Origin of the sequence: Ornithinibacillus halotolerans (assembly GCF_014637405.1) — a bacterium.
Lineage (GTDB): Bacteria > Bacillota > Bacilli > Bacillales > Amphibacillaceae > Ornithinibacillus > Ornithinibacillus halotolerans.
Map to the genome: position 1 here is coordinate 105,210 of NZ_BMEY01000007.1, position 26,739 is coordinate 131,948.

Annotated in this window: 27 protein-coding genes and 1 other annotated feature; of the genes, 20 read left to right on the plus strand and 7 right to left on the minus strand. The window is 35.0% G+C overall.

The genetic code is table 11. From position 1 onward, the window contains the following. Positions 1-15 precede the first annotated feature (15 nt). The 4 genes from fabF to IEV35_RS08625 all read left to right on the plus strand — a co-directional run bounded on the left by fabF (position 16) and on the right by IEV35_RS08625 (position 3,823). Positions 16-1,257 carry a beta-ketoacyl-ACP synthase II gene (gene fabF, locus IEV35_RS08610; protein ID WP_188384269.1) on the plus strand — a complete coding sequence of 414 codons (1,242 nt, stop codon included), beginning with the start codon at positions 16-18 and terminating at the stop codon, positions 1,255-1,257. A 513-nt stretch (positions 1,258-1,770) separates the two neighbouring features. Continuing rightward, positions 1,771-1,977 carry a YuzI family membrane protein gene (locus IEV35_RS08615; RefSeq protein WP_188384270.1) on the plus strand — a complete coding sequence of 69 codons (207 nt, stop codon included), beginning with the start codon at positions 1,771-1,773 and terminating at the stop codon, positions 1,975-1,977. 139 nt (positions 1,978-2,116) lie between these two features. After that, positions 2,117-2,890 carry a YjbA family protein gene (locus IEV35_RS08620; protein WP_188384271.1) on the plus strand — a complete coding sequence of 258 codons (774 nt, stop codon included), beginning with the start codon at positions 2,117-2,119 and terminating at the stop codon, positions 2,888-2,890. Between the two features lie 72 nt (positions 2,891-2,962). Continuing rightward, positions 2,963-3,823 carry an MBL fold metallo-hydrolase gene (locus tag IEV35_RS08625; RefSeq protein WP_188384272.1) on the plus strand — a complete coding sequence of 287 codons (861 nt, stop codon included), beginning with the start codon at positions 2,963-2,965 and terminating at the stop codon, positions 3,821-3,823. A 37-nt stretch (positions 3,824-3,860) separates the two neighbouring features. Here IEV35_RS08625 and trpS read toward each other — a convergent pair whose 3' ends face one another. Then, on the minus strand, positions 3,861-4,850 hold the full coding sequence (gene trpS, locus IEV35_RS08630) for a tryptophan--tRNA ligase (RefSeq protein WP_188384273.1): 990 nt from the start codon (positions 4,848-4,850) through the stop codon (positions 3,861-3,863). Between the two features lie 56 nt (positions 4,851-4,906). Beyond that, positions 4,907-5,078 (minus strand) — a binding site (T-box leader). An 829-nt stretch (positions 5,079-5,907) separates the two neighbouring features. Continuing rightward, the gene (locus IEV35_RS08635; RefSeq protein WP_188384274.1) at positions 5,908-6,819 is read right to left on the minus strand and encodes a nuclease-related domain-containing protein; all 912 of its coding nucleotides are present in this window, start codon (positions 6,817-6,819) and stop codon (positions 5,908-5,910) included. 196 nt (positions 6,820-7,015) lie between these two features. Here IEV35_RS08635 and IEV35_RS08640 point away from each other — a divergent pair, with 196 nt between their 5' ends. Together IEV35_RS08640 and IEV35_RS08645 are read left to right on the plus strand one after the other, a co-directional pair. Next, the gene (locus IEV35_RS08640) at positions 7,016-8,437 is read left to right on the plus strand and encodes an MFS transporter (protein WP_188384275.1); all 1,422 of its coding nucleotides are present in this window, start codon (positions 7,016-7,018) and stop codon (positions 8,435-8,437) included. Positions 8,438-8,500: 63 nt separating this feature from the next. Further along, a complete protein-coding gene (locus IEV35_RS08645; RefSeq protein WP_188384276.1) occupies positions 8,501-9,688 on the plus strand; it encodes an amidohydrolase in 1,188 nt (395 codons plus the stop codon). A 32-nt stretch (positions 9,689-9,720) separates the two neighbouring features. Here IEV35_RS08645 and IEV35_RS08650 read toward each other — a convergent pair whose 3' ends face one another. Then, positions 9,721-10,143 (minus strand): pyridoxamine 5'-phosphate oxidase family protein, encoded by a 423-nt coding sequence (locus tag IEV35_RS08650; RefSeq protein ID WP_188384277.1) that lies wholly within the window; start codon positions 10,141-10,143, stop codon positions 9,721-9,723. 147 nt (positions 10,144-10,290) lie between these two features. Between IEV35_RS08650 and IEV35_RS08655 the strand changes: the two genes are divergently transcribed. From IEV35_RS08655 to pepF, 12 genes are all read left to right on the plus strand, one after another. Beyond that, positions 10,291-10,587: a DUF378 domain-containing protein gene (locus tag IEV35_RS08655; RefSeq protein WP_188384278.1), complete on the plus strand. Its 297-nt coding sequence runs from the start codon at positions 10,291-10,293 to the stop codon at positions 10,585-10,587. A 132-nt stretch (positions 10,588-10,719) separates the two neighbouring features. Next, a complete protein-coding gene (locus IEV35_RS08660) occupies positions 10,720-11,526 on the plus strand; it encodes an MBL fold metallo-hydrolase (protein ID WP_188384279.1) in 807 nt (268 codons plus the stop codon). A gap of 175 nt (positions 11,527-11,701) precedes the next feature. Further along, entirely contained in the window at positions 11,702-12,226 is a 525-nt protein-coding gene (locus IEV35_RS08665) for a cytochrome C oxidase subunit II (RefSeq protein WP_188384280.1), read from the plus strand. Between the two features lie 17 nt (positions 12,227-12,243). Next, positions 12,244-13,725, plus strand: coding sequence for a cbb3-type cytochrome c oxidase subunit I (locus tag IEV35_RS08670; protein WP_188384281.1), 1,482 nt, complete (start codon positions 12,244-12,246; stop codon positions 13,723-13,725). Beyond that, the gene (locus IEV35_RS08675) at positions 13,706-14,338 is read left to right on the plus strand and encodes an SCO family protein (protein ID WP_188384282.1); all 633 of its coding nucleotides are present in this window, start codon (positions 13,706-13,708) and stop codon (positions 14,336-14,338) included. Before IEV35_RS08670 ends, IEV35_RS08675 begins: the two co-directional genes overlap by 20 nt. A 3-nt stretch (positions 14,339-14,341) precedes the next feature. Next, a complete protein-coding gene (locus IEV35_RS08680) occupies positions 14,342-14,899 on the plus strand; it encodes a hypothetical protein (RefSeq protein WP_188384283.1) in 558 nt (185 codons plus the stop codon). 278 nt (positions 14,900-15,177) lie between these two features. Continuing rightward, the gene (locus IEV35_RS08685; protein ID WP_188384284.1) at positions 15,178-16,404 is read left to right on the plus strand and encodes a putative glycoside hydrolase; all 1,227 of its coding nucleotides are present in this window, start codon (positions 15,178-15,180) and stop codon (positions 16,402-16,404) included. 158 nt (positions 16,405-16,562) lie between these two features. Next, complete coding sequence (locus tag IEV35_RS08690) at positions 16,563-17,144, plus strand: GNAT family N-acetyltransferase (RefSeq protein ID WP_188384285.1); 582 nt, start codon at positions 16,563-16,565, stop codon at positions 17,142-17,144. 288 nt (positions 17,145-17,432) lie between these two features. Then, positions 17,433-17,828, plus strand: a complete 396-nt coding sequence (gene spxA / locus IEV35_RS08695; RefSeq protein ID WP_188384286.1) for a transcriptional regulator SpxA — start codon at positions 17,433-17,435, stop codon at positions 17,826-17,828. Positions 17,829-18,191: 363 nt separating this feature from the next. Continuing rightward, positions 18,192-18,875, plus strand: coding sequence for an adaptor protein MecA (gene mecA, locus IEV35_RS08700; RefSeq protein ID WP_188384287.1), 684 nt, complete (start codon positions 18,192-18,194; stop codon positions 18,873-18,875). 86 nt (positions 18,876-18,961) lie between these two features. Beyond that, positions 18,962-20,152, plus strand: coding sequence for a competence protein CoiA (locus IEV35_RS08705; RefSeq protein ID WP_188384288.1), 1,191 nt, complete (start codon positions 18,962-18,964; stop codon positions 20,150-20,152). A 100-nt stretch (positions 20,153-20,252) separates the two neighbouring features. Beyond that, positions 20,253-22,067: an oligoendopeptidase F gene (pepF, locus tag IEV35_RS08710; RefSeq protein ID WP_188384289.1), complete on the plus strand. Its 1,815-nt coding sequence runs from the start codon at positions 20,253-20,255 to the stop codon at positions 22,065-22,067. A 632-nt stretch (positions 22,068-22,699) separates the two neighbouring features. On the opposite strand, the gene IEV35_RS08715 is transcribed toward pepF, so the two are convergent. From IEV35_RS08715 to IEV35_RS08730, 4 genes are all read right to left on the minus strand, one after another. After that, on the minus strand, positions 22,700-22,879 hold the full coding sequence (locus IEV35_RS08715; RefSeq protein WP_188384290.1) for a hypothetical protein: 180 nt from the start codon (positions 22,877-22,879) through the stop codon (positions 22,700-22,702). A gap of 342 nt (positions 22,880-23,221) precedes the next feature. After that, positions 23,222-24,112 carry a ClpXP adapter SpxH family protein gene (locus tag IEV35_RS08720; protein WP_373284715.1) on the minus strand — a complete coding sequence of 297 codons (891 nt, stop codon included), beginning with the start codon at positions 24,110-24,112 and terminating at the stop codon, positions 23,222-23,224. 14 nt (positions 24,113-24,126) lie between these two features. Further along, a complete protein-coding gene (locus IEV35_RS08725) occupies positions 24,127-24,507 on the minus strand; it encodes a globin domain-containing protein (RefSeq protein ID WP_188384291.1) in 381 nt (126 codons plus the stop codon). Between the two features lie 73 nt (positions 24,508-24,580). After that, a complete protein-coding gene (locus IEV35_RS08730) occupies positions 24,581-25,156 on the minus strand; it encodes a CYTH domain-containing protein (RefSeq protein ID WP_188384292.1) in 576 nt (191 codons plus the stop codon). A 127-nt stretch (positions 25,157-25,283) separates the two neighbouring features. Here IEV35_RS08730 and yjbM point away from each other — a divergent pair, with 127 nt between their 5' ends. Both yjbM and IEV35_RS08740 read left to right on the plus strand, forming a co-directional pair. After that, positions 25,284-25,892 (plus strand): GTP diphosphokinase, encoded by a 609-nt coding sequence (gene yjbM / locus IEV35_RS08735; RefSeq protein WP_188384293.1) that lies wholly within the window; start codon positions 25,284-25,286, stop codon positions 25,890-25,892. Between the two features lie 30 nt (positions 25,893-25,922). Continuing rightward, positions 25,923-26,723 (plus strand): NAD kinase, encoded by an 801-nt coding sequence (locus IEV35_RS08740; protein WP_188384294.1) that lies wholly within the window; start codon positions 25,923-25,925, stop codon positions 26,721-26,723. Positions 26,724-26,739: the final 16 nt, after the last annotated feature.

Genomic DNA, 26,739 nt, shown 5'->3' on the forward strand with positions numbered 1-26,739 from the left:
GGAGGAGTACCAAAGATGTCAGGAAGAAGAGTAGTTGTAACGGGGCTTGGAGCTGTTACCCCGGTTGGTAATGATGTCAATGAGATGTGGGAAAGTCTCTTAAATGGTAAGTCTGGAATTGATTTTGTAACAAAGGTAAATAAGGATGAATTCCCAGCGAAGGTCGCTGCAGAAGTAAAAGACTTTGATCCAACTTTGCATATGGATAAAAAAGATGCAAGGAAAATGGACCCGTTTACCCAATTTGCTGTTGCTGCTTCTAAGATGGCATTACAAGATGCAAAACTGGAAGTAACAGAGGATATTGCTCATCGGGTTGGCGTATGGATTGGCTCTGGAATTGGCGGAATGCAAACATATGAGGAGCAATTCCGTAAATTTATGGAAAAAGGTCAGAAACGTGTTAGCCCGTTCTTTGTACCGATGATGATTCCGGATATGGCTGCAGGTCAAGTCTCGATTCAAACAGGAGCAAAAGGTATTAACTCATGTACCGTTACAGCTTGTGCATCTGGTGCCAATTCAATTGGGGATGCATTTAAAGCTGTTCAACGTGGTGATGTGGATTATATTATTGCGGGTGGCGCAGAGGCACCAATTACTAATATGTCATTTGCAGGATTTTCTTCGATGAAAGCTTTATCCTTTAGTGAAGAACCTTCCAAAGCAAGTCGTCCATTCGATAAAAATCGGGACGGATTTGTTATGGGAGAAGGTGCGGGAATCTTAATCTTAGAAACGTTAGAAACAGCATTAGAACGTGGTGCAACAATTTATGCAGAAATAGTTGGATATGGGGCTACTGGAGATGCCTACCATATTACAGCACCTGCAGAACATGGAGAAGGTGCAGCACGTGCTATGCAACATGCATTACGTGACGCTGGATTAAAACCTAAAGATGTTGATTATATTAATGCTCATGGTACAAGCACTGATTTGAATGATAAGTATGAAACGGAAGCAATTAAAACAATCTTTGGAGATCATGCATATAAATTAGCTGTATCTTCAACAAAATCTATGACTGGACATTTACTTGGCGCTGCTGGTGGAGTCGAAGCTGTAATTGCTGCGAAAGCAATTAACGATGGTGTCATTCCACCAACCATTAATTATGAAACACCAGATCCAGATTGTGATTTAGACTACGTTCCAAATGAAGCTAGAAAACAAGATGTAAACGTGGTTGTAAGTAACTCACTTGGGTTTGGCGGACATAATGTAGCACTAATATTTAAGAAATTTAATAATTAAGTATCAGAGAGGCTGACTTCGAATGGAGTCAGCCTTTTCAATTGAGGGTTAATTGTATCAATAACCGTTACATATATGATGACCGGGAAAACTGCCGACAAACTGTAACCCATTCCCCTTCATTACTTTGATGAAGGGGAAAATTGAAGCGAGCAACTGTTAAATTCCCTTTCATTGCTGTGATGACCGGGAAAACTGCCGACAAACTGTAAGCAAATCCCTTTCATAGCCTTGATGAAAGGGAAAATCGAAGCGAGTAACTGTAAAAATCCCTTTCATAACCTTGATGACCGAGAAAATTGCAGATAAACTCTATCCAAATCCCTTTCATAGCCTTGATGAAAGGGAAAATCGAAGCGAGCAACCGTAAAATTCCCCTTCATAACCACGATGACCAGAATAACTCTATGAATCTTCAATCAATTCCCTTTTCTACTATTTCTATCATTTACTTCAGCTAGTTTGCATATAAATTACAATAAAATATTTAATGGACAAGCATAGGTGATAATAATGGGACATGTATTTTTATTTTTATTAGGATTTGGACTAGCTGTAGCCGGAGGAGTAACACTTATATCATATATGAACTTTTTACCAGCTGGTATTTCATGGGCAGAATATTTTTTATTCGTTAGTGGCCGCATTGAATGCTACTTTTTTCCGATTGGTTTACTTATCATGGCAATTGTTATTTACACTTTTCCAAATAGATTATAATTCGTTAAATTTTCGCTCGCTCGAATAAATTTCTAAATGATGGTCATAATGTATTCTAAAGTGAGGTTAAAAAATTGGTATGAAAGGTAATTTTTGTACAACCTCAGAATTGATTTATTGCGGGAGTGAGGGGTGTTGTATGTTATATTTACATGACGTTTGGGTAAACTGGTTTGAAGGTGAAGAGAACGGCTATAATGTTTGTTATTTTCATGAATGGCGAAAAGATGATGGTATCGAATTACTTGACCAAGTTCCATTAATATACATAACAGAATCTTTATATCAATATATAGAAAATGATATGCACGATTTACCACAAGGTTTATTAGATGCGATTTACAAGCGTGCATATACGAGAAAAGGTCAAGAACGATCTGTTGTTGATTATGCTTGTATTGTTACAGATGGAAATGACATTTTAGCATTTGACACAATTGGCTACCGGATACCAATTAGAAAAAGTAGGTTAATTCCAAGACAGGAACAGCTTGTCTATGAAATGATTCAAAAAGCAAAACCACAACATTTTGGATTTGATGATTCGAATTATGTAAAAGAATATCATATGCTTTCTATGTCGCCAGAGTTTGTATTTGGTTTAACACGGAGAGAACGACAGTTAAAGCAGTTATTAATGATGGGGCTTGACCAGCTTCGTACGACGAATAATATTGAAGAATTACGGTATTGGTTAACCGAATGGAATCCAAAAAAATACCCAGATATACGCTACATGGATGAAGAGGAAGTATGGCAAGCTTTATATGACGGTGTGAAATATGGCTGGAGTTTTGCTCATGAAGAACTCTGTGAAAAACTAATTAAAGGCCAACCATTTCTGGAAAAGATGTGGGAATTGGAAAATAACTATGCAGAAGGTACATCCAAACAAAAGTCAAAAAATCAGTGAGAATCTCTCACTGATTTTTTTATTCATAGTTATTGGTTGTTTTGAAATAATACTTGAGAGGAGGCTAGATGAATGGATAAAGAAATGAACTATGGTAGTGATTATAAATATATACCTGCGACATCAGTCGGAAGTGGAATAGGAATGGAAATAGTAGAGGATGTATATGCATATACCATTCAAATTGCTAATATTTGTTTTATTGGTAAGGAACAATCTAACGAGTTTGTATTAGTAGATGCAGGAATGCCTAACTCTGCGGATGAAATTATCGCGGTAGCAGAAGAACGATTTGGGCCAACTAGTCGTCCTAAAGCTATCATTTTAACTCATGGACATTTTGATCATGTAGGAGCCATCATCGAGCTTGTCAACCACTGGGAAGTTCCGGTTTATGCACATGAATTAGAATTACCTTATTTAACAGGGCAATCTCCGTATCCAAAACCAGATCCAACTGTAGAAGGTGGAATGGTAGCTAAGATGTCACCATTATTTCCGAATGAACCAATTGATCTAGGTAATCAGATACAAGTATTACCAACCGATGGAACAGTGCCACACTTGCCTGACTTTAAGTGGATCCACACTCCAGGCCATGCACCGGGTCATATTTCTTTATTTAGAGAGAAAGATCGTACCTTAATTGTTGGAGATGCTTTTGTAACGGTGAAACAAGAATATTTATATAAAGTCATTACTCAAGAAAAAGAAATAAGCGGACCACCTCGTTATTTAACAACTGATTGGGGTGCTGCGAAGAAATCTGTGATGAGGCTAGCACAATTAAAACCAGAGCATGCAATTACTGGGCATGGTTTACCTATGACTGGTGAAGAGCTAACTACAAATTTGGAGGATTTAGTAAATAATTTTGAAAGAATTGCTGTTCCTGATTACGGGAAATATGTCGATAAGGATGATTTGCATTAAAAAAGTGCCCCTTTTTTTGAATAAAGGGGCACTAAAATTATTTCCTTACTCTCCCTAATCCCATTGCTTTTTTCGCTTTTTGGATCGTTTTATTTGCTGTTCGGGATGCTTTTTCAGCACCTTCGTCTAGAATTTCATCAAGTTCATTTGAATCTAAAATCTCGTAGTAACGATCTTGGATCGGTTTTAATACAGAGATTACTGCATCAGCTACGCCTTGTTTAAAATCTCCATAGCCTTTGCCTTCGTATTTTGCTTCTAATTCAGCAATCGTTTCGCCAGAGAAAGCAGAATGAATATCTAATAAATTCGTAACACCAGGCTTATTTTCTTTATCGTATCTTACAATACCTTCTGAGTCAGTAACTGCACTTTTAATTTTCTTTTCTATTTGCTTTGGCTCATCCAGCATAAAGATGGATGCTTTAATATTCTCATCGGACTTACTCATTTTTTTCGTTGGTTCTTGTAAGGACATAATCCGTGCTCCAACTTTAGGAATACTAATCTCTGGAATAGTAAATACCTCTAAGAAGCGATTATTAAATCGTTGCGCAAGATCTCGAGTTAGTTCAAGGTGTTGCTTTTGATCATCACCTACTGGGACTATTTCCGCTTGATAAAGTAAAATATCAGCCGCCATAAGAGAAGGATACGTAAATAATGCAGCAGATACAGCATCTTTACCTTCTGATTTATCTTTAAATTGGGTCATTCGCTCAAGCTCACCCATATAGTTAATCGATTGCATCATCCAGCCAAGTTGCGTATGAGCCGGAACTTCCGATTGAATAAATAAAGTAGCTTTCTCCGGGTTAATTCCCGCAGCAAGATACAGTGCTGCTAATGAACGGATGTTTTTTCGTAATTGCAGTCGATCTTGAGGCACAGTAATTGCATGTTCATCCACAATACAGAAAAAACAATTATGAGTTTCTTGAAGTTCTACAAATTGTCTGATTGCTCCCACATAGTTACCAATTGTTAAGGAACCACTTGGTTGGATTCCAGAAAAAATAGTTTTCATATTAATTCACTCCTTCTTCGTTTTTACAATAAAAAAAGCCCATTCGTCTCCCTATGGAAAGGGACGAATGAACCGCGTTGCCACCCTAATTATCTTAAACTTTAAGATCACTTCATTAGTACTAGCTCCAAAGTCCAATTCCAATTCACCTTGATGCTTGTTTTCACCAACCACAAGCTCTCTAAAAATCAGAGGGTTATTGTACTACGCCTTTTTCATAGCTAGGATATTGAGTTTTTTATTATTATATATACCTTAAATATAGAATGCAAGTTATTTTGTTTTTGAGGGCTGTAATTGTTAATGAAAGTACGTAATAACCACCGAGAGGAGCCGCCTCACGGTAGAAACTCTAATCAAAGTAGGTAATAACCACCGAGAGGAGCCGTTTCACGGTAGAAACTCTAATGAAAGTAAGTAATATCAGCCAAGAGGAGCCGTTTCACGGTAGAAACTCTAATGAAAGTAAGTAATATCAGCCAAGAGGAGCCGTTTCACGGTAGAAACACTAATGAAAGTAAGTAATAACCCCCGAGAGGAGCCGCCTCACGGTAGAAACTCTAATCAAAGTAGGTAATAACCACCGAGAGGAGCCGTTTCACGGTAGAAACTCTAATCAAAGTAGGTAATAACCACCGAGAGGAGCCGTTTCACGGTAGAAACTCTAATGAAAGTAAGTAATATCAGCCAAGAGGAGCGTTTCACGGTAGAAACACTAATGAAAGTAAGTAAAAACCACCGAGAGGAGCCGTTTCACGGTAGAAACTCTAATGAAAGTACGTAATAACCACCGAGAGGAGCCGTTTCACGGTAGAAAACCTTTTGAAAGTACGTAATAACAACCGAGAGGAGCTGTCTCACGGTAGTTACACTAAAGAATGTATGTACATCTACCAAGAGAAGTACTCTCACGGAAGAAAATCTAATGGAAGTAATCAGCATCAGCTGAGAGAAGATTCTCACGGCAAATAGAACCAAAGAAAAATCACAAGAATATGATCCCCACAGTAAATACTCAAAACCCAAACAAAAAAGCCCCTCAAATGAAGGGCTTTTACTATTCATAATAGGACCATCTATGCTCACCAGATTTTTTATAGTACTTTAGAAGTATATTACGTATCTTTCTTTCAGATTTTACTACTTTACACCATTCAAATATAGTTTTTGTTGTCAGCTTTTCATTAGGGAATAAAAGTTTAAAATCATTAATTGTCCTTAGTATGGCATTATCTGTTAACTCGATTGAACCACAATTTTTGCATGTCGTATATTTAATCTTCCCTTCTATATCCTCTAAAAATGATTCACACTTTAAACAAACAATCCCCTTCCGCAAATCACCATATTCATACTCAGGTAGCTTATCATATGGAGATTCCACAATATGCAATGAGACTAACTTCTCTGCAAGTTCCCTATGCCTATTCGTTAATCTAGATGGTGTTGCATTTAAATTGCTTAAATAGTTACGAACTTGTGTTGGATAAATGATTGGTTGATCAAGAGGTGCTTGGTAAAGTGTGAATTTCTGGTTGATGAACACGACGTTGGGTTCGATTGGAAGGTTGTATTTGAGTTTTGAGAGTAGTTGGCGTAATAATGTATCGCTTCGACTTAATTGGTCAAGTGGATTCGAGATTAGATAATTGGGGAGTTTGTAGAAATTTCCGGATTCGTATTTGTGATCGCCTTCATTGTGTTTCACTTCAAAGAAGTAAATTTTCTTTTGCAAAATAATCAACGAATCAATTTGGAAAAGGGTGTTGTTCATTTCAAATAACAAGTCATTTAGGATTAAACATTCACATTGAAGTTTTTCAGTTAATCCATCAAAAATTAATTCTCCTTCATAACCTTTCTTTAAATTTAAATAATGTTTTTTTGCATTGGTATCTAAGTCCATCCGCTGATTCAGAATTTCAAGAATTCGTAACTCTTTTGATTTAGTGCGTTTCTTATAAATCATTCCATTTCATTGCTCCTTTCTAAAATTTGTACAAGTCTATTATATAAAAATCAGAAATGAAAGAAAAGATAGATAAAACATAGAAACTCCTTAGTTGGAAAATGTTTCTTCACTTAAAAGTGTTATAAACATGAAATTGAGCAAAAGCTAACGATATGTAATTGAACAATGCTTTTAAAGAGAAGGAGAAATGTATATGGAGGGAACAACCTATAAAGGTACAAATAAATTAATTATAGGTATAGTATTTGGGGTAATTACGTTTTGGTTATTTGCTCAAGCCATGGTAAATATCGTTCCAGCAGTACAAAAAGATCTAGACATTGAATTAGGTGTATTAAACATAGCGATCAGTTTAACCTCACTTTTTTCAGGAATGTTTATCGTTGTTGCTGGGGGGATGGCGGATAGGCTTGGTAGAAAAAAGCTTACGTACATTGGGCTCATATTAAGTGTTATTGGCTCATTGTTGCTTGTGTTGGCACAGGGAGCAGTGCTTTTAATTATCGGTAGGGTGCTGCAAGGATTATCTGCAGCTGCTATTATGCCTGCAACTATTGCACTAATGAAGGCATATTTTGAAGGGGCAGAGAGACAGCGTGCCCTTAGTTATTGGTCGATTGGTTCTTGGGGAGGATCAGGAATTACGTCACTTGCAGGTGGTGCTATTGCCACGTATCTAGGATGGAAATGGATTTTCATTTTCTCCATCATTTTTGCATTACTCGCGATGTGGCTAATTCGTGAAGTTCCTGAAAGTAAAGCAGAAACTTCAGGCAAATTTAAATTCGATTTTGGTGGTTTGGCCATTTTCATCGTGGCGATGTTAGCGATTAATATTCTAATTACTCAAGGTGGAGAATTAGGTTGGACAAGTATAACTTCGATTATCTTAGCAGTCGTATCTATCGTATCTATATTTGCGTTTGTAAAATTTGAGGCAAAACGGGATAATGCGTTAATCGATTTTAAACTGTTTAAAAATAAACCTTATACGGGTGCAACGATTTCTAACTTTTTACTAAACGCAGTTGCTGGTACGCTAATAGTTGCAAATACATATGTGCAATTAGGAAGAGGGTTTACACCATTCCAAGCTGGTTTACTTTCTATTGGATATCTCGTCGTTGTACTTGCTATGATTCGTGTAGGTGAGAAAATCATGCAACGAACTGGCGCCAAAAAACCAATGGTGTGGGGATCATTAATCACATTAATTGGTGTTGCGGTTATGGGATTAACCTTTTTACCTGATCTCATGTACACCATCATTGTAATAATTGGCTTTGCGTTATTTGGATTAGGTCTTGGAATTTACGCAACCCCATCGACAGATACGGCTGTTTCTTCATCTCCAGATAATAAAGTAGGTGAAGCTTCTGGAATATATAAGATGGCAAGTTCTCTCGGTAATGCATTTGGGGTAGCCATTTCAGCGACAGTTTTCAGTACGATACAGACCGTAAGTAGCGTTCATACTGCTGCGATGGCGGGGATTATTACAAATGTTATATTTGCAGCAGTATCGTTAATCTCTGTCATAGTACTAGTTCCTAATGATTCAAAATCAAAAAGTAGCCAGAGCACGGTGTCAAAACCAGAATTAGCCAAACGGTAATCATAGTAAAGGCAGGGAGTGATTAGTTTCATTCCCTGCTAAAAAATAAAGGAGGTAAAAATCGTGAAAGATGAATTAATGAAAATGCTGGAAGAACGAAAAGAAGAAATGATTGAAATACGTCGCTATTTACACGAGAATCCAGAACTATCGTTTAAAGAAGAAAAAACAGCGGCATATATCGCAGATTTCTATAAGGGAAAAGATGTTGAAATTGAGAAAAATGTAGGAAATGGTTATGGGATAATCGTAACAATCAAAGGTGCATCTGAAGGAAAAACGATTGGACTTCGTGCAGATTTTGATGCATTACCAATTCAAGAAGAAGCGGATGTTCCGTTTAAATCAAAAAATGAAGGTGTTATGCATGCTTGTGGTCACGATGCTCATACGGCTTACTTGTTAGTTTTAGCAGATTGCCTTATTCAACTAAAGGACCAATTAAAAGGAACAGTAAAGATTATTCATCAACACGCAGAGGAAGAACCTCCTGGTGGGGCAAAAAGTATAATGGAGTCTGGAAAGTTAGATGATCTCGATTCCATATTTGGTATTCATATTTTGCCAATGGCTCCTGCGGGTACTGTTGGTTATCATAGTGGGTATTCCTTTAATGGTCGTACCTATTTTAAATTAAAGATTCAAGGTCAAGGGGGCCATGGCTCTTCACCTCATAAAGCAAACGATGCAATTGTTGCTGGTGCTTACTTTGTAACTGCAGTTCAGACGATTGTAAGCAGAAGGGTTAATCCTTTAGAAGCAGGTGTAGTAACTATCGGCTCATTTGATGGAAAAGGAAGTTTTAACGTTATTAAAGATAGTATTGAAATTGAAGGAGATATTCGCTACTCGAATGATGAAGCGCAAAAAGTAATTGATAAAGAATTTCATCAAATTGTAAAAGGATTGGAAGGCTTATTCGGTGTAACATGTGAACTTACATATACACCAGATTACCCACCATTGTACAATGATCCGGAAATCACTACATTTGTAGCTGAAACTTTGCAAGCAGTGCAAGATAAAGATATTAAAGAAGTGAAACAATTACCTAAATTATCTCCATCAGAAGACTTTGCCTATTATTTAGAGAAGATTCCTGGTTGCTATTTCTATATAGGATGTACGCCAAAAGGGGTAGAAGAACCGTACTTTAACCATCATCCTAAATTTGATATTGATGAGGATTCTTTATTAGTTGCAGCTAAATCGGTGGGGTATGTTGTATGTGGATACATGGAAAAACAATAGCGAAAAGCAGCTCGACCGCCGAGCTGCTTGTTTTATAATTCTAATAACCTTCTCTTCAAATCCTTTTTATTCATCAAACTAATCTGTTCTGGTATTATTTCCAAGATTAATAAATTAGGATCATTAGGACCGCTAAACCAGTTTTCCAAATGAGGATTCCATACCTTTTTCTTTATCTCCTCAGAATCTGATTGTTGTACACGGCCTTCAAATTCAACAAATTCATCTCCAACTCCTTCTCCTTCATATCCCAACAGTATATGGGTAAAAGGGTTTTGGTTTAATTCATCTACTTTATGTGTATCCTTATCTGTGGCGGTATATAATGTTAGGCCATCACGAAAGAAAGTCATATATCTCGAGTGTGGTTTACCGTTTTGGACTGTGGCCATTGTACCGACTTTATTATGATCTAAAATACGTTCGATTTCACTTTTAATTTCTTGTTGTGACATATTCCCACTCCTTTTTTTGCTACATTTTCATTATTCCTTTATTGAACTAAAATAATCACTTGTTTCTAGAATGAATTAATAGTAAATGGTAGAAAATAATACGGACTACATGTGTAGTTTATTTAAAATTTTAATGGAGGTGAGAATATGGACACATTAAAAAGAATAGCGTTAACGTTAGTGATTATTGGTGCAATAAATTGGGGACTGATAGGACTTTTTGATTTTGATTTAGTGGCAACACTACTTGGTGGCCAAGATTCCGTACTATCTAGAATTGTCTATTCGTTAGTAGGTCTTGCTGGATTAATAAGCATACGATATCTATTTGAACCGGATAGGGAAGTTAATAATAGAACAGCGACCGGTAGATTAAATTATGGTACAGAATTTGGTGAGGAAGAAGACTTTTCAAGTATTAGAAAAGACGATAGAGATATTTAAACATTAAGAGAAGAGTAGGGTTTTAATTAGCTCTACTCTTTGTCATTTCCTAACTTGAAATCAAATGATATGCAAAGTATGATAATAATATGAATCACCATTCATTTGTTTGGTGCAGTTAGGAGTGGGCACATGTTCATAAAAACAAATGCCAATATTGGTACGGAGAGTAATGTTCACTTTATTAATGGCTCGGTAACTATGTCAAAAGTTAAATTAAATGTGTACTGTTTTTATGTTGATGGAGTGTTGATTGATACTGGTTCTCCTAGATTATTAGAGGAATTTAAACTATTCTTTCAAAAAGTTGACATCGATCAAGTGATGATTACCCATGCACATGAAGATCATATCGGTGGTGCTAATTATATCCAACAACAATTTAATGTGCCTATAAGGATGAGTAACATAACAATAAAAGAATGTCTTGAAGAAGCGGATTATCCGTTTTATCGAAGAGTGTTTTGGGGGAAAAGAAAACCATTCCAGGCCCAACCAATTGGCAATACGTTTACATCAAGAAATGCGACTTGGGATGTGATCAAGACACCGGGTCATGCCGAAGACCATCTTGCTTTTCTTAATAAATCCACTGGTCAGCTCTTCTCTGGTGACCTGTTTGTACAACCGAATACAAAATTAGTCCTTCGTGATGAGAGTATACCACAAATTATTACATCTATAGAGAAGGTGTTGTCCTATGATTTTCAGGAATTATTTTGCTGTCATGCTGGCTATGTAAAGGATGGAAAGAGGGCATTATTGCGGAAACTTCAATATTTAAATGATTTGCGAGAAAATGTGGTTTTATTAAATAGACAGGGTCTCGATGAAAAAGAAATTCAACAAAAATTGTTTGAAAAAAAGTATCCAATTACATATTTTTCGTTCGGAGAATGGGATTCCATTCATATGATTCGTTCGATATTAAATTCTTAAATGAGCAATTAACAAGTTGCTCATTTTTTTGTGTTTAAAATATCAATCGAAGTCGTTCAAAATAAAGTCATAATTAAAATAAGCCAAAAGTGACTTATTTCACAGGTTGGAAGGCGGGGGCTCGGTTACTATTAAGGCAGAAAAACTAATCTTCTATTTTTAAGGGGGTAAAAAAATGGTACAGACAGCAGCATGGGTAACAAGTTTAGTTTTTATGAGTTTAATATTAATTGTTTTTGCAGTCGTAGCATGGAAATCAAGAGAAAAAAGTGATTATGAGCCAATTAAGACAAAGTGGAACAAAGCTAGAAAAGTTTATGCAACAACACTTGTCACCATCTTATTGGTAGCTTGTATTTATACTTTACGTGAGTTACCGTATGATTTGCCGATCTATGGGGAAAGTCAAGACCCTACTCTCGTTGATGTGGAAGCAGTACAATTTGGCTGGATTATGAGTGAAACAGAATTTAAAGTTGGGGAACCAATCGAATTTGATGTAACAAGTACGGATGTTACTCATGGCTTTGGAATTTATGATGAGGATATGACAATCATCGCTCAAACTCAAGCAATGCCAGAGTATACAAATACAGTTTATATAACATTCACAAAACCTGGTACATACAAAATCCTATGTATGGAATATTGCGGATTAGCTCACCATTATATGGTTAGTGAAATTACGGTTACAGAGTAACGAAGGGAGAGTATAGAATGAGCACAGCAATTGGAAGTAAAAATGTGAAATCAGATAATAAGTTAGTCACGGCTTCATTAATCCTTGGTGGAGTTGTAATCGCTGCCATGATGATTTTTGGTATTTTAATGCTTTTTGCACAAGGAGGAGTAATTAATGTATCTGATGCAGCATTCTACCAGTTCTTAACGATCCATGGGACGGGAATGATTGGGGCTGCAGCACTAGCAGCGGCGGGAGTTATGTGGTATTTCTTAGGTAAATATGTTGAACTATCAAAGAAAGTGTTTATATGGTTTTTAGCTCTAGTTTTAGTTGGCGTAGTTTTAGTAGTAATTGGGGTATTTTCATTCGAATATGCTAGTGCATGGACATTCCTATATCCGTTACCAGCTATTTCAGCTAATGCTTGGGGAGTAACTGGAGCATTATTATACTTATTCGGAATGTTGATTTTAGGAACAGGATTTTTACTATTATACATTGATACAGGAAGAGCAATTATTAAAAATTACGGAAGTCTAGGAAAAGGATTAGGTTGGGATGTACTTTCTGGTAAAAAGAGAGTAGAAGATGCACCACCGAAAGCCGTAGTTGCAAGTACAATGGTAACAATTGTAAATGTAACTGCATTAATCGCTGGAGCAGCAGTTCTAATTATGAACATTATTAATGTAATCAACCCATCATTTACATTTGATCCGATGTTAGCGAAAAACTTAACTTATGCATTTGGACATATTTTTGCTAACGCTATTATCTATATGGCAGTCATCGTAGTATATGAACTCTTACCTAAGTATGCAAAACGTCCGTGGGCGGTTACGAAACTCTTTTTAGTTGCTTGGACAATGTCTACCGTATTCACATTATTAATTTATACACACCATATGTTAATGGACTTTTCTATGCCAAAATGGATGCTTATCATGGGGCAAGCATTATCCTACGCAAATGGTATACCAGTTCTTGTTGTAACAGCTTATGGAGCTTTAATGGTTGTTCATAAATCTGGAATTAAGTGGGATATGGCATCTGGGTTAGCATTTATGTCTATGTTAGGTTGGACAATTGGTGCAATTCCCGCGATTGTTGATGCAACAATCGTTGTAAACCATGTCATGCATAATACAAAATGGGTTCCAGGTCACTTCCATATGTATATGGGACTAGGAGCAGTCGTTATGTTATTTTCCTTTATGTATTATTTAGCAAAAATAGATAGTAACGTTCAAGAGACGAAATTAGATAAATTTGCATTTTGGTGCTATACAATCGCAATGATGGCAATCAGTATACAGTTTTTAGTGTCAGGTGCTTTAAGTACACCAAGACGTTGGGCAATTCACTATCCAGGTTGGATGACTCCAGCTGTATTTGGAGCAATTGCTGGCGTATTTCTCGTAATCGCTACTACGATTTTCATTATTCATTTCTTACGTTATGTGAAGAATAGAGGAACTTTAGGAAGCGATCTACATGAAGAAAAAGCTGCGTAATATCATACTAATTAGTTTTAGTATCGTATTGTCGTTCTGCCTGTTTTACTTTGGTACAGATGGTTTTCAAGCCTATACAGCGGAAAGTGCAAGAATCTACCGGTTAATGGAAGAAAAACCATTCTTTCCTAATGTAACATTGGAAGACAGCAAAGAAAGAGTATATGAATTTACTGAATTTGAAGGTAAGTATGCTGTACTTACCTTCATCTATACCTCATGTACAGATGTATGTCCACAATTGGAGATGAACTTGGCAGAGGTATATAAGCAAATACCTTCTGAATTACTCGGTGAAGAAATTATGTTTTTGAGTATCAGTTTTGATCCAGATCGTGACGACCCGAAGACATTAGAAAAATACCAACACTTTTTCAGTAGTGACGGAGAAACATGGCGAATGGCTCGGATTAATAATGAAGAACAGTTATCTTCTTTACTTGATGAATTTGGAGTCATCGTTTTACCTGATGGAGAGGGAGGTTTTACACATAACTCCGCATTTTATTTTGTTGGCCGAGATGGAGAATTATTGGATGTAATGGATTATAAAAAGACAGATGAAGCGGCTGTGAAGATTATGGATACATTACAGAATGATATGGAGGGATAGTAAGTGAAGAGGTCTTTCATCATAGGAAGTTTAATTTTCCTCATCTTAATTATCCCTCCGATTCGAATCTATATGGAATCCATGATGATAATTCACATGTTAGTGCAACTACCATTGTTAATTGTAGTTGGTTGGTGTATTGGTGAATATATTGAAAATAAATATCCTAAGCTTTTTGAACTAATCAATGGAAATGGTGTTTCAGGAATTATTATATTTGTAGCTATCACGATGTTTTGGATGCTACCACGAACATTAGATGAAGCTTTAACTTTTCCTATTTATGAAATATTTAAATTCATCAGTTTACCATTAGCAGGATTTTTGTTGAAAGATAGTTGGAGAAAAATAAAAGCATTTGGCAGGATATTTATTTATCTAAATTATCTATCTATGTTTGGACTAATGGGCTGGCTATATTTAGACTCACCAATTCAAATTTGTAATAACTACTTGTTAGAACAACAAAAAACATTAGGATGGGGATTTATATTCATTACAGCCCTTATGGTATTGTATGTCTTACAAAGTGTCTTTACAGATCAATCGGAGGAAGAATAAGAAACAGAGGCTGTTCGATTTCAGACTCTGTTCTTTTTATGATTACTAATTTGACAGTAAAAGTTTTGGTAATGCATTATTCTAAATTATATTTAATATGATTAAATAAAACCAAGGCACCGAATCGACAAGGAAATTCAATTAATGACATAAATCTAGTTTTTGCCATTCAAAATCTAGCATATCTGCTATATAATAGAATAAAAGTGTTGCAAACGAAAAGTTGGATGAATCAACTTCGGGAGCAAACTTAAATTATTGCTTAGGAGATTGATAGAATGAATAATAAACATCTACAGAGATTTATGACCCCATTTGTACTCCTACTCGTTATTTTACTTCCGTTTGCAATGCCTGTAAAAAGTAGTGGGGAAGAAGAATTAATTGCATCTGACCATGTTATCCGAAATACATCGATCCAATTAATTAAAGAAGATACAAACTTAACACGATTTGTATTTGATTCAGGATATCATTTTGAATACCCTGATGCTGTGCGAGGAATTTATGTAACAGGGCATTCTGCTGGTGGTAGTCGTTTGAATTCGTTATTAGATTTAGTAAATAACTCCGATTTAAATGCAATGGTTATTGATATTAAAGATGATCATGGTTATTTAACCTTTAAACCCGGAGAGGATTCACCATTTGCAAATATCGGACAAAATTATATTAAAGACATTCAAGAATTAATGAAAACATTAGAAGAAAACGAAATTTATCCGATTGCAAGAGTTGTTGTATTTAAAGATTCGGTTCTAGCACAAAATAGACCTGAGTTATCATTTACAGAGAATGGAACAGTATGGAAAAATAACCGAAATGAGGCATTTGTCAATCCATTCTTACAAGAAGTATGGGATTACAATGTAGAGATTGCTAAATTTGCAGCACAACTAGGTTTCCAAGAAATTCAATTTGATTATGTTCGTTTCCCAGAGGGTTTCGAACATCGTGATACAGTATTGAATTATGGAACTGGTGAATATGCTGATGATGGTACAGATAATGTACAAAAACGTGTTCAAGCTGTGACAGATTTTGTTGCTTATGCTAAACAAGAACTTGAACCATATGGTGTTGATGTTTCTGTTGATATTTTTGGGTATTCAGCAACTATTCCGGAAGCACCGGGTATTGGTCAGAATTTCTCTAAAATCTCAGAAAATGTTGATGTTATTTCATCTATGATATATCCAAGTCATTGGTCCAATCATTATTTCGGAATTCCATTTCCAGATACTGAGCCATATCGACTAACAGATGAATATGCAAAGGTTGAAAATGAAGTTCTATCCAAATTAGATAACCCTCCAGTTTCAAGACCTTGGATTCAAGACTTTGAAGCTCCTTGGATTTATCATGGTACAGGATTACCTGTAACTCAATATGGAAAGAATGAAGTAGAAGCACAAATAAAAGCATTGCAAGATAATGGAATAAATGAATTCCTATTATGGAATGCAGGAAATGTTTATTCTGAAAATGTGGATTATACGCCATAATAAGTGATTAAAAGCAGAACTTTATGAAAAAGTTCTGCTTTTTTTCTTATTTTTTCATTTAACTACACATACTGAATATATACACGTGCATGTGGCGTTTAACAATTACTAATTATTTCGTTATACTGACAAGGTAGAAAAAATGAAGGAGTAGATCCATGGACTGGTATGAAAAATTAAATAAGTATTTCCCTATTGAAGAAATGAAATCAAAAGAACATATGGAATTATTATTGAAGGAAAAAGGAGATGTATATCACAAAGATGAAGGCCCTTATCATGTGATGATGTATGCTGAATTTGATACATTTATATTTATTGACTATGTATGGGTTTCGGCACAATCAAGGGGACAAGGTATTGGTCATAAACTTATTGAAAAGTTAAAAATGCGAAATAAGCCAATTATTTTAGAAGTAGAGCCTATTGACTATGAAGATTCTGATTCAGAAAAAAGATTACATTTTTATAAAAGAGAAGGCTTTACACATGCACAATCCATTGGTTACAATCGTAGATCCCTTGCTACAAACGAAGAAAATGTCATGGAGATTCTCTATTGGTCACCAAACAATGAGTCTGAAGAATTTATTTTTGAACAAATGAAAAAAATGTATGAATCTATCCACACGTACAAAGACAAAGAGATTTACGGAGAATCTTACCAACCTGTGGATGAAGTTTTAACATATGATCAAGAACGTGAGTCAAACGATATATTAGGTGAGTTAAATAAATAATAATGAACAATATAAAAAGAGCAGAGGAGATGAAAACATCCCTGCTCTTTTTATGTTTTTTCACAAAATGAGTTGGACAATCGAAGTAGCATGTTTAGCAAATAAAGCTAATGGGAAGGGTAATATTAAAGTAAAAATTAACATTTTGTGAACTGTAGAAATTATGTTAAATACTCTATTAATTACCGCTAAGTTATTGTATACTTGTAAAGGGTTATTTAAAATAATTATTATTTAATAACTACATACGTTTATAAAATGAAATAATAAATTGAGGAGTGAGATACGATGGTAACACTCTTTACCTCTCCTAGTTGCACATCCTGTAGGAAGGCTAAAGCCTGGCTGGAGAATAATAACATTCCATATAAGATACGTAATATCTTCTCTGAACCTATTACGTTACATGAAATAAAAGAGATATTACGTATGACTGAAAATGGAACTGACGAAATTATTTCAACTCGTTCAAAAGCATTTCAAGATTTAGATATTAATATTGAGCAGCTTCCACTTCAACAGCTTTTTGCACTTATTCAAGAGAAACCTGGACTATTAAAAAGGCCAATTATTATCGATGAAAAAAGGTTGCAGGTTGGTTATAATGAAGATGAAATACGAAGATTCTTACCAAGAAAAGTACGAGCTTTCCAATTGAAAGAAGCTCAACGATTAGTAAATTAGTTGTTTCATAAGTAAATAATGGAAAAGCGGCTGGGACAAAACTAAATTTCTAATTTTAAAGCCGAACAATACGATTCATTAGGTTAGTTGCACCCAAATCGTATAATTCGGTTTTAATTATGTAGAAAAAGCTTTTGTCCCAGTACTTTTGATATCAAGTTTTGAGTGACAAATGAATCAAAATGAGTTAAAATAATGATTTAAATAGTTATAAATAGGCATATTAATTTTCATTATGCAATAAGCTAACATACAATATATATAAGTTACACACTTTTTCTATAGATTAGGCAAAGTCCAACTTCATTAACTTTGTAGGACTAACATGCTTTTGCTAAACTATATTAGAAGGGAGAGAATTACATGGAAATCGAAAGAATTAACGAAAACACGGTTAAGTTCTTTATCTCATACGTAGATATTGAAGATCGTGGTTTCGAAAGGGAAGAAATTTGGTACAATCGTGAACGAAGCGAGCAATTATTTTGGCAAATGATGGACGAGGTAAATTATCAAGAAGACTTTCATGTAGATGGCCCTTTATGGATTCAAGTTCATGCCCTCGAAAAAGGATTAGAAATTGTTGTAACCAAAGCACAACTTTCTAAAAATGGAGATAATCTAGAATTTCCTATTGATGAAGAAGGTTCAACAATAGATATACCTGTAGATGAAAAAGTAGAGTCATTTTTGGAAGAGAAATTTGGTAATAGCAGTGATACCGATGAAGATTTTATAGAAGAAAATCTTTGGATTATCGCTAGCTTTAATGACTTTGAAGATGTCATTCAATTGAGTCATCATTTCCAAGATGATACTGGAAGTGTAGAAGAAACATTATACTACTATAATGAAAAGTACTATTTATATATGGAATTTTCTCAAGAAACGCTTGATGAACATACACAAGAAGATATTATATCTCGCGTATTTGAATTTGGTAATGACTCTAATATTACTATTCACGTACTTGAAGAATACGGTAAAAAAATCTTCGACTCTAATACGTTTGCAGACATTCGCAAGCATTTTTCCCAAACAATTTAAAAGAATCCCAATTGGGGTTCTTTTTTTGTCTTTTATGCAGGAATCTTGTCACCTCTATCGAATTATATTAGGTGGAGGTGATATATTTGCTTCAAGCAAAATTAAAAAATGGAAAAGTACTGACTTTATATCAGTATTCTTCACAAGATATTGACAGGTTAAGAAATATGGATTTCTACTGCCCAACTTGTGAGGAAAGAGTTATCATGAAGGCTGGTTCCAAAATAATTCCCCATTTCGCTCACTATAGTAAAAGTAACTGTCCAGCGAGTGAAGGCGGTGAAGGAGCATATCATGAAAAAGGCAAGTTATTATTATTTAATTGGTTATTAAGTCAAGGTTTAAACGTATCGTTGGAAACATATATACGAGATATTAACCAACGTGCCGATATCCTGTTAACGATTAATAAAAAGAAAATAGCTATTGAATACCAGTGTACAAAAATACCGATTAAAGAAATATTAAATCGTACAGAAGGATATTTAGACTACCAGATTCAGCCTATTTGGATTCTCGGTGCAAATCAATTCCATCGTAGAAGTAACAATCAAATTACTGTAAATGCATTCCATCTTCAGCTACTTCATCAGTTTAAGGAGTTTAATCTACCTGCTCTCTTCTTTTATGACCCCCAAACGAACACTTTCATACAGGCAACTAACTTAATTCATATAAACTCCAAATCAATGTTTGGAACTTTCTCAATGAAAAAATTACACCACCTTACCTTTATAGACTTATTTAGGCATCAAACTGTAACTAAAGATTTGGTATTAAAAGAATGGAAAAATGCAAAACATGCATTTAGATTATACCAACCTAAAAGACTCTATGGGAAAGAACTCATTTGGTACCGCTGGCTATATTCAAAAGGGGTACATCGGGAGCATTTGCCATCGATAGTATATCTTCCTGTAAAATCGCAATATCGAATGAATACCCCATTATGGAATTGGCAAAGTCGTATCTGCTTAGACGTTATAAGTCCACTACGAGTAGGAGCCAAATTCTCCGTTCATCGCTGCCATTTTCAACTTCGTCAATCAATGTCTACTAATCAATTTCCACTAATACAATCCTCATATGATCCCATTTTAGAATATCTTCAACTGCTCTGTTCACTGAATTATATTAAACCTATTTCCAAGAACGAATTTGTGAAGTGCCGTGAAATAGTAACATTTTCACATATTGAAGATGCATTAGCTGGAGACGAATTGCTAATGAATGAACTTTCGAAAATTTCCAAGACAAAATATGAGCATTTTTCATAAATGATTCGTTATACTAAGTAATATAGTATTTTAGTGGGAATAATTGTTCTTTGCTAGATTATTATGTTATGTAAGTTGAAAATAAAGGAGGAATTATAAAATGGCTAAGGCTACAAAAGAACTTCAATCTAGAAATGAAGTACCTGTTGAGAGAACGTGGCGTCTAGAGGACATTTTCGCTACAGATGAACTTTGGGAAGAAGAGTTAAGCGCACTAAAAAATGATATTCCTAAAGTATCTGAATATCAAGGGAGAGTTTCAGAATCTGCCGACACATTATACAGTGTATTAAAATTACAGGATGAGTTATCAGAAAGACTTGGTAAACTTTATACATATGCACATATGCGCTACGATCAAGATACTACGAACTCATTTTACCAAGCATTAAATGCAAAGGCAGAAACAGTGCTAACACTTGCTCAAAGTTCTATGAGTTATTTAGTTCCAGAGATTTTGAAAATGGAAGAAGGAACAATTCAAAGCTATTTAGAGGAAAAAGAAGAACTTAAGCTATATGAACATGTATTAAATGAAATTTTAAGACAACGTAAGCATGTCCTAGGTGAAAAAGAAGAAGTTCTACTAGCAGAAGCTTCTGAAGCATTGTCTACTGGTTCACAAACTTTTAGTATGTTAAACAATGCAGATTTGAAATTCCCTACAATTAAAAATGAAGATGGGGAAGAAGTTGATCTTACTCATGGACGTTATGTTGGATTTTTAGAATCAAAAGATCGTCGTGTTCGTAAAGATGCATTTCAGGCAATGTATGAAACATATGGTCAATTTAAAAATACATTTGCATCCACATTAGGTGGAACAGTTAAAACACATAACTTTAGTGCAAAAGTACGTAATTATGATTCAGCAAGACAAGCAGCATTAGATAATAACAACATACCTGAAGAAGTGTATGATAATTTAGTTGAGGCAGTAAATGAAAGATTACCTCTACTTCATCGCTATGCTAAGTTACGTAAAGAAGTTCTAGGTGTAGAAGAACTTCATATGTACGATATGTATGCATCATTAGTACAAGATGTAGATATGAAAGTATCCTATGAACAAGCGCAGGAGTATGTTTTAGAAAGCTTAAAACCTCTTGGTGAAGAATATCTTGATGTTATTAAAGAAGGCTTTGCTAATCGCTGGATTGACGTGGAAGAAAATAAAGGTAAACGTAGTGGAGCTTATTCTTCCGGTACGTATGGAACAAATCCATATATCTTACTTAACTGGCAGGACCGTGTGAATGATCTATTTACTTTAACACATGAGTTAGGTCACTCTGCACATAGTTATTTCACAAGAAAATTCCAACCGTACCGTTATGGGAATTATTCTATTTTCGTAGCAGAAGTTGCTTCCACTGCAAACGAAGCTTTACTTAATGATTACATGTTAAATACGCTTGAAGATGAACAACAAAAACTGTACTTACTAAATTATTTCTTAGAAGGGTTCAGAGGAACAGTTTTCCGTCAAACAATGTTTGCAGAATTTGAACATGAAATTCATAAACGTGCTCAAGCTGGAGAAGCTTTAACTGCTGATTATTTAACAAAAATGTATTATGAGTTAAATAAGAAATATTTCGGGGACGATGTAGTTTCCGATGAAGAAATTGGATTAGAATGGGCTAGAATTCCTCATTTCTATTACAATTACTATGTATATCAATATGCTACTGGATATTCTGCAGCAACTGCACTAGCTAATAAAATATTAGCAGGAGAAGAAGGTGCAGTAGATCGTTATCTTGGTTTCTTAAAAGCAGGTAGCAGCGATTATCCAATCGAAGTATTGAAAAAAGCTGGAGTTGACATGACTTCCAAACAACCAATTCTTGATGCATTAGATGTGTTTGAAGAAAAGTTAAACGAAATGGAAAAACTATTGTTGAAGAAATAATTAAAAGGATGACCTGTAGCGGGTCATCCTTCTTTGGTTGTGATGGGGATGGGTGAAAGGGGTTGAAAAAATCGGTGAAGTTCTGTTCATGGGCATGATGAAGGGGGAAAAGAGGAATAAAGCAGATCGAAATCCCGTTCATGACCGAGAATGAAGGGTATGAAAGGAAAAAAGCAGATAGAAATGTCGTTCATAGCCGTGATGAAAGGGAAAAGAGAAAGAAATCCATAATGAAATGCCGTTCATAGCCGTGATGAAAAGGGAAAACAGAAAGAAATAAAGAATGAAATGCCGTTCATAGCCGTGATGAAAGGGAAAAGAGGAAGAAATACCGATAAAAATGCTGTTCATAGCCGTGATGAAGGGGAAAAGAGAAAGAAATAAAGAATGAAACCCCGTTCATAGCCGTGATGAAGGGGAAAAGAGAAAGAAATAAAGAATGAAACCCCGTTCATCGTCGTGATGAAGGGTAAAAGAAAAAGAAATCCAGAATGAAACCCCGTTCATAGCCACTATGAACAGAAAAAGAGAAACAAAAACGAATAGAAATCCCATTCATTTCCCATAAACTTCATAAAAACCAATAATAAAATCCCTCATTCAAGAAAATGAAGGATCTTCAATAAAAATTCTCATCTAGCTCTACCACGATACTTATTCCGATGTGTAAAGGAGAATAATGTGAAATATATACAAAAGAATAAGATTGGAAGGGTTATATATAGCGGTATTAACTGCATCAAACCTAGTAGATTAAGTATTATCGCAAAGAACGTAAGGATGACGAATAAGTAAGGTAATAGTTCTCGCATTGGAATCCTCCCCACAAAAATATAAAGTAATCTACTAATATATATGATAAAGGAGATTAAAATAGAAGTGACAGAATTGTGAAATGTAGAACAAAGTTGTTGCATTTAAATAGAATCCTTGTTATATTATAAATGTGAGATGAATCACAAACAAAACCCCTTTGTTTGATCATGAAACTTTCTCCCATCCCCCTTTGTTTTAATACAAAGAAGTGAGAAAAAAGGATATACGCTGCCCCGTATATCCTTTATTTTTTTGCCTTTTTTTCAGTAAAAGGAAGATATTAAAAAATCCAGGGAGTACCCTGGGGAATTAAAAAAGATTGTATAATTTCTAACAAACTAATTATTCATATACTGCCAAAAAGTACCATGTTTTGCTGGGAGTTTTTCGATAATCTGCTTTAATTGTAATTTCTTCATTTCCCGTTCCGCTTTTGCTAAGGACCAATCATATACAACGGAAACCTCTTTTGTTCCAATAACCTCATATTCACGAATAAGATCTTCAATAGAAGGTGGTGTGGAAGGTATCGGATGGTGTTCTAGCATTTCACTTAGTACACTAACGTAAATATCGTATGGATATAGTCCAGATATCTTAATCCCTTGTTCCTCAATATCCTTATGGAAGAAGACTATTGTCGGCATATAATCGATTTCCATTTCTTTTTGTAATTTATAGTCACATTGCAAGGCTTTCCGTGCTGTAGCAGAATGCAGGTCATTTTGGAATTCTTGGAGATCTAATTTTGCCGCCTTAGCACATTCAAGAAGTACGGCCTCATTAGAAATATCTAGTTTCTTTAAAAACAAACTCTCCTGAACTTTACGTAAGAATACCTTTCCATATCGAATACCTTGAAGTTCTGCAGCCTTTATAGCCAGGTATGCAGTAGTAGGGGAATGGATTGGGTTCTCTATCCATAAATCACCATCACAACTCATCCCTGTCCTAGAGGCTGTTTTTTCCCATATTTCACGTAATTTTTTAGGGGAATCAAAGTTATCATGATTCAGCGGTTTGGAGGAACCTGTAATTAATGGCCTTAACGTAAAGAAACGTCCATATTCAATGGTAAGTTTTTTTAAATAGGGCTCAAGTGACCAACATTCAGGACACATCGGATCGATAAATACATAGATTTCAATTGGTTTTTTTTTCGTACCACTATCATCGAACGATGTGTTTGCTACCTGTGGGCTCATTAGCTCCGTACGTTCCCAACTCACATCGATTCTCCTTTCTATGGTTCAGGTGTATTCATCATATGGTTGGCAGTCATTGTTAATTTTTCAAACATAACTGTTTTATATGGTTCTTCTATTTTTGCTTCTTCTAATGCAGCTTCCATACACTCTAACCACGCATCTTTTCTAGACGGGGTAATTTCAAATGGTAAATGTCTTCTTCGCATCATCGGATGTCCACGCTCTTCTGTAAAAAGACTAGGTCCACCAAAAAACTGCGTCAGAAATAACCGTTGTTTTCTGGCAGTTTCGGTTAAGTCTTCTGGAAAAATAGGAATTAATTTTGGATGCTTACTAACTCGTTTATAAAATGCGGTTACAAGTCGATCTATTGTTTCAAATCCACCGATGGCTTCATATATCGTTCTGTGGTTCATTGTCATAACTCCTTCTTAATTGTCCTTATATTGTAGCAACAACAAAGAAGAGTGAGCAACTTATCTGACTTCTCTATGATTTTTCCAAGCTTAAAAAGAATCTTGCTATTTTATTTGGAGTATCTTTTTTTGTAATATTAAATTGCTTTAGTATGTCCTCGATTGCTTTTAAACCAGATTCTTTATCAGTCGATTCAATTTCTAATTCATAATCTACTATGTTGTTATATTGACTTTTATCTAATACAAATATTAACCCTTCCTGTTCATACTCTCTACGGATCGTTGCCAAACTTCCAAAATACTTGATCGCATCTATCTGAATTCCGAGATTCTCTAATTGCTTTAATGTTTCTGGTTTAGCAATTGGTTTGTTCTGTAACCATTCTAATGCTTCTTCTTTTGTTAATTCATCATGTGTTTCCAGTAGACCATTAGGATGTGGCTCTTTTAGTGTTAAGCGGTACTTCCCTTCTTTTTCACGAATGCGTAGTGCTGCATGGTTCTTTCTTAATTGAAAGTCCTCTGTTTCAAAGTAGTAGTTTATTTGAGTTTTCCCTTTTTCGAGAAAAGGTAGTGATTGTAATAAAACTTCAAATTCTGATTTAGAGAGTAAGTTTTTAAACTCTATTTCTATTTCTTGGGCCATTACTAGTCCTCCAAAACGGATATTTATATTGATTATGGCGAAAGAGATATAATTATGCAAAGAATATATATTTCTTTTGTGTTAAAATAAAATCGAAATCATGTTTAATCTCACAGGTGGTGTTTAAATGAATTGGGAAGCAATACTTGCACCATATTCACAAGTAGTGGAAGAACTAAAAGTAAAATTAAAAGGGATGCGTGCTCAGTTTGAATATGAAGCGAGCCATTCTCCGATAGAATTCATAACTGGAAGAGTAAAACCAGTACAAAGTATTTTAGAAAAAGCAGAGAAAAGAAATATACCTATTGACCGTATTGAACAAGATATTACTGATATTGCAGGTGTGCGTGTTGTTTGTCAATTTGTAGATGATATTTATACTATTGTAAAGATGTTACAATCCAGAAAAGATTTTAGAATCATTGAAGAGAAAGATTATATTTCTGAGAAAAAGGCGAGTGGGTATCGCTCTTATCATATGACTATTGAATATCCTGTTGAAACCATTCATGGGAATAAAGTACTTCTTGCTGAAATACAAATCCGTACATTAGCAATGAACTTTTGGGCTACAAATGAGCATTCATTAAATTATAAGTACAAAGGAAGAATCCCATCAGATGTGGAAAAAAGATTACAACGTGCAGCTGAAGCAGCATTTAAATTAGATGAGGAAATGTCAAAAATAAAAACAGAAATCCAAGAAGCACAACGAATTTTTCATCGTAAATAATGTTTAGTCGTTCTAGGGGAGGGTATTAGTTTGAAATTCAAGGTTATTTCTAGAGGTGACAAACGGTCTAATAATTTAAAAGCCCGGATGAAGCAACATCTTATTGATTTTGATTTAGTATATGATCGTGAGGAACCAGATTTAGTTATATCTATAGGAGGAGATGGAACGTTTTTAGAGGCTTTTCATCGGTACCATCATCGTCTAAATGAAACAGCATTTATCGGGATACATACAGGCCATTTAGGGTTCTATGCTGATTATGTACCTGATGAATTAGAAAAACTAGTTATTGAAATTGCAAAGACTCCATACCAAGTTGTCGAATATCCACTGTTAGAGGTAATCATTCGTTCGAAAACAGGGAATAAAACAGATACATTTTTAGCTTTGAATGAAGCAACGATAAAAACGCCAGAAAGTTCTGTTGTTTTCGATGTGGAAATTAAAGGGGAGCGATTTGAGACATTTCGGGGTGATGGATTATGTATATCCACTCCTTCAGGAAGTACAGCCTACAACAAAGCACTTGGAGGAGGAATTATTCATCCTTCAATTGAAGCAATCCAATTAACAGAAATGGCTTCGATTAATAATCGTGTCTTCCGTACAATTGGATCACCATTGATTTTACCAAAGCATCATACATGCTTATTAAAACCAATTGTAGACCGTAGCTTTTTTATTACAATTGACCATATCACTCATAATTACACAAATGTAAAATCAATTCAATGTAGAGTTGCAAAGGAAAAAATTCGCTTTGCTCGTTTTAGACCATTTCCTTTTTGGAATCGAGTCCGTGATTCATTTATTTCAGACATTAATTAAAGACTAGGAAGAGTAA

Coding starts and splice junctions, on each gene's coding strand:
- IEV35_RS08730 (WP_188384292.1), bottom strand. CDS start 25,156: ATGGCCCAAGAAATAGAAATAGAGTTTAAAAACTTACTCTCTAAATCA.
- pepF (WP_188384289.1), top strand. CDS start 20,253: ATGGCTAAGGCTACAAAAGAACTTCAATCTAGAAATGAAGTACCTGTT.
- IEV35_RS08725 (WP_188384291.1), bottom strand. CDS start 24,507: ATGAACCACAGAACGATATATGAAGCCATCGGTGGATTTGAAACAATA.
- IEV35_RS08635 (WP_188384274.1), bottom strand. CDS start 6,819: ATGATTTATAAGAAACGCACTAAATCAAAAGAGTTACGAATTCTTGAA.
- IEV35_RS08715 (WP_188384290.1), bottom strand. CDS start 22,879: ATGCGAGAACTATTACCTTACTTATTCGTCATCCTTACGTTCTTTGCG.
- IEV35_RS08660 (WP_188384279.1), top strand. CDS start 10,720: ATGTTCATAAAAACAAATGCCAATATTGGTACGGAGAGTAATGTTCAC.
- fabF (WP_188384269.1), top strand. CDS start 16: ATGTCAGGAAGAAGAGTAGTTGTAACGGGGCTTGGAGCTGTTACCCCG.
- IEV35_RS08655 (WP_188384278.1), top strand. CDS start 10,291: ATGGACACATTAAAAAGAATAGCGTTAACGTTAGTGATTATTGGTGCA.
- IEV35_RS08650 (WP_188384277.1), bottom strand. CDS start 10,143: ATGTCACAACAAGAAATTAAAAGTGAAATCGAACGTATTTTAGATCAT.
- IEV35_RS08665 (WP_188384280.1), top strand. CDS start 11,702: ATGGTACAGACAGCAGCATGGGTAACAAGTTTAGTTTTTATGAGTTTA.
- yjbM (WP_188384293.1), top strand. CDS start 25,284: ATGAATTGGGAAGCAATACTTGCACCATATTCACAAGTAGTGGAAGAA.
- IEV35_RS08690 (WP_188384285.1), top strand. CDS start 16,563: ATGGACTGGTATGAAAAATTAAATAAGTATTTCCCTATTGAAGAAATG.
- trpS (WP_188384273.1), bottom strand. CDS start 4,850: ATGAAAACTATTTTTTCTGGAATCCAACCAAGTGGTTCCTTAACAATT.
- IEV35_RS08625 (WP_188384272.1), top strand. CDS start 2,963: ATGGATAAAGAAATGAACTATGGTAGTGATTATAAATATATACCTGCG.
- IEV35_RS08620 (WP_188384271.1), top strand. CDS start 2,117: ATGTTATATTTACATGACGTTTGGGTAAACTGGTTTGAAGGTGAAGAG.
- IEV35_RS08675 (WP_188384282.1), top strand. CDS start 13,706: ATGAAGAAAAAGCTGCGTAATATCATACTAATTAGTTTTAGTATCGTA.
- mecA (WP_188384287.1), top strand. CDS start 18,192: ATGGAAATCGAAAGAATTAACGAAAACACGGTTAAGTTCTTTATCTCA.
- IEV35_RS08615 (WP_188384270.1), top strand. CDS start 1,771: ATGGGACATGTATTTTTATTTTTATTAGGATTTGGACTAGCTGTAGCC.
- IEV35_RS08670 (WP_188384281.1), top strand. CDS start 12,244: ATGAGCACAGCAATTGGAAGTAAAAATGTGAAATCAGATAATAAGTTA.
- spxA (WP_188384286.1), top strand. CDS start 17,433: ATGGTAACACTCTTTACCTCTCCTAGTTGCACATCCTGTAGGAAGGCT.
- IEV35_RS08685 (WP_188384284.1), top strand. CDS start 15,178: ATGAATAATAAACATCTACAGAGATTTATGACCCCATTTGTACTCCTA.
- IEV35_RS08640 (WP_188384275.1), top strand. CDS start 7,016: ATGGAGGGAACAACCTATAAAGGTACAAATAAATTAATTATAGGTATA.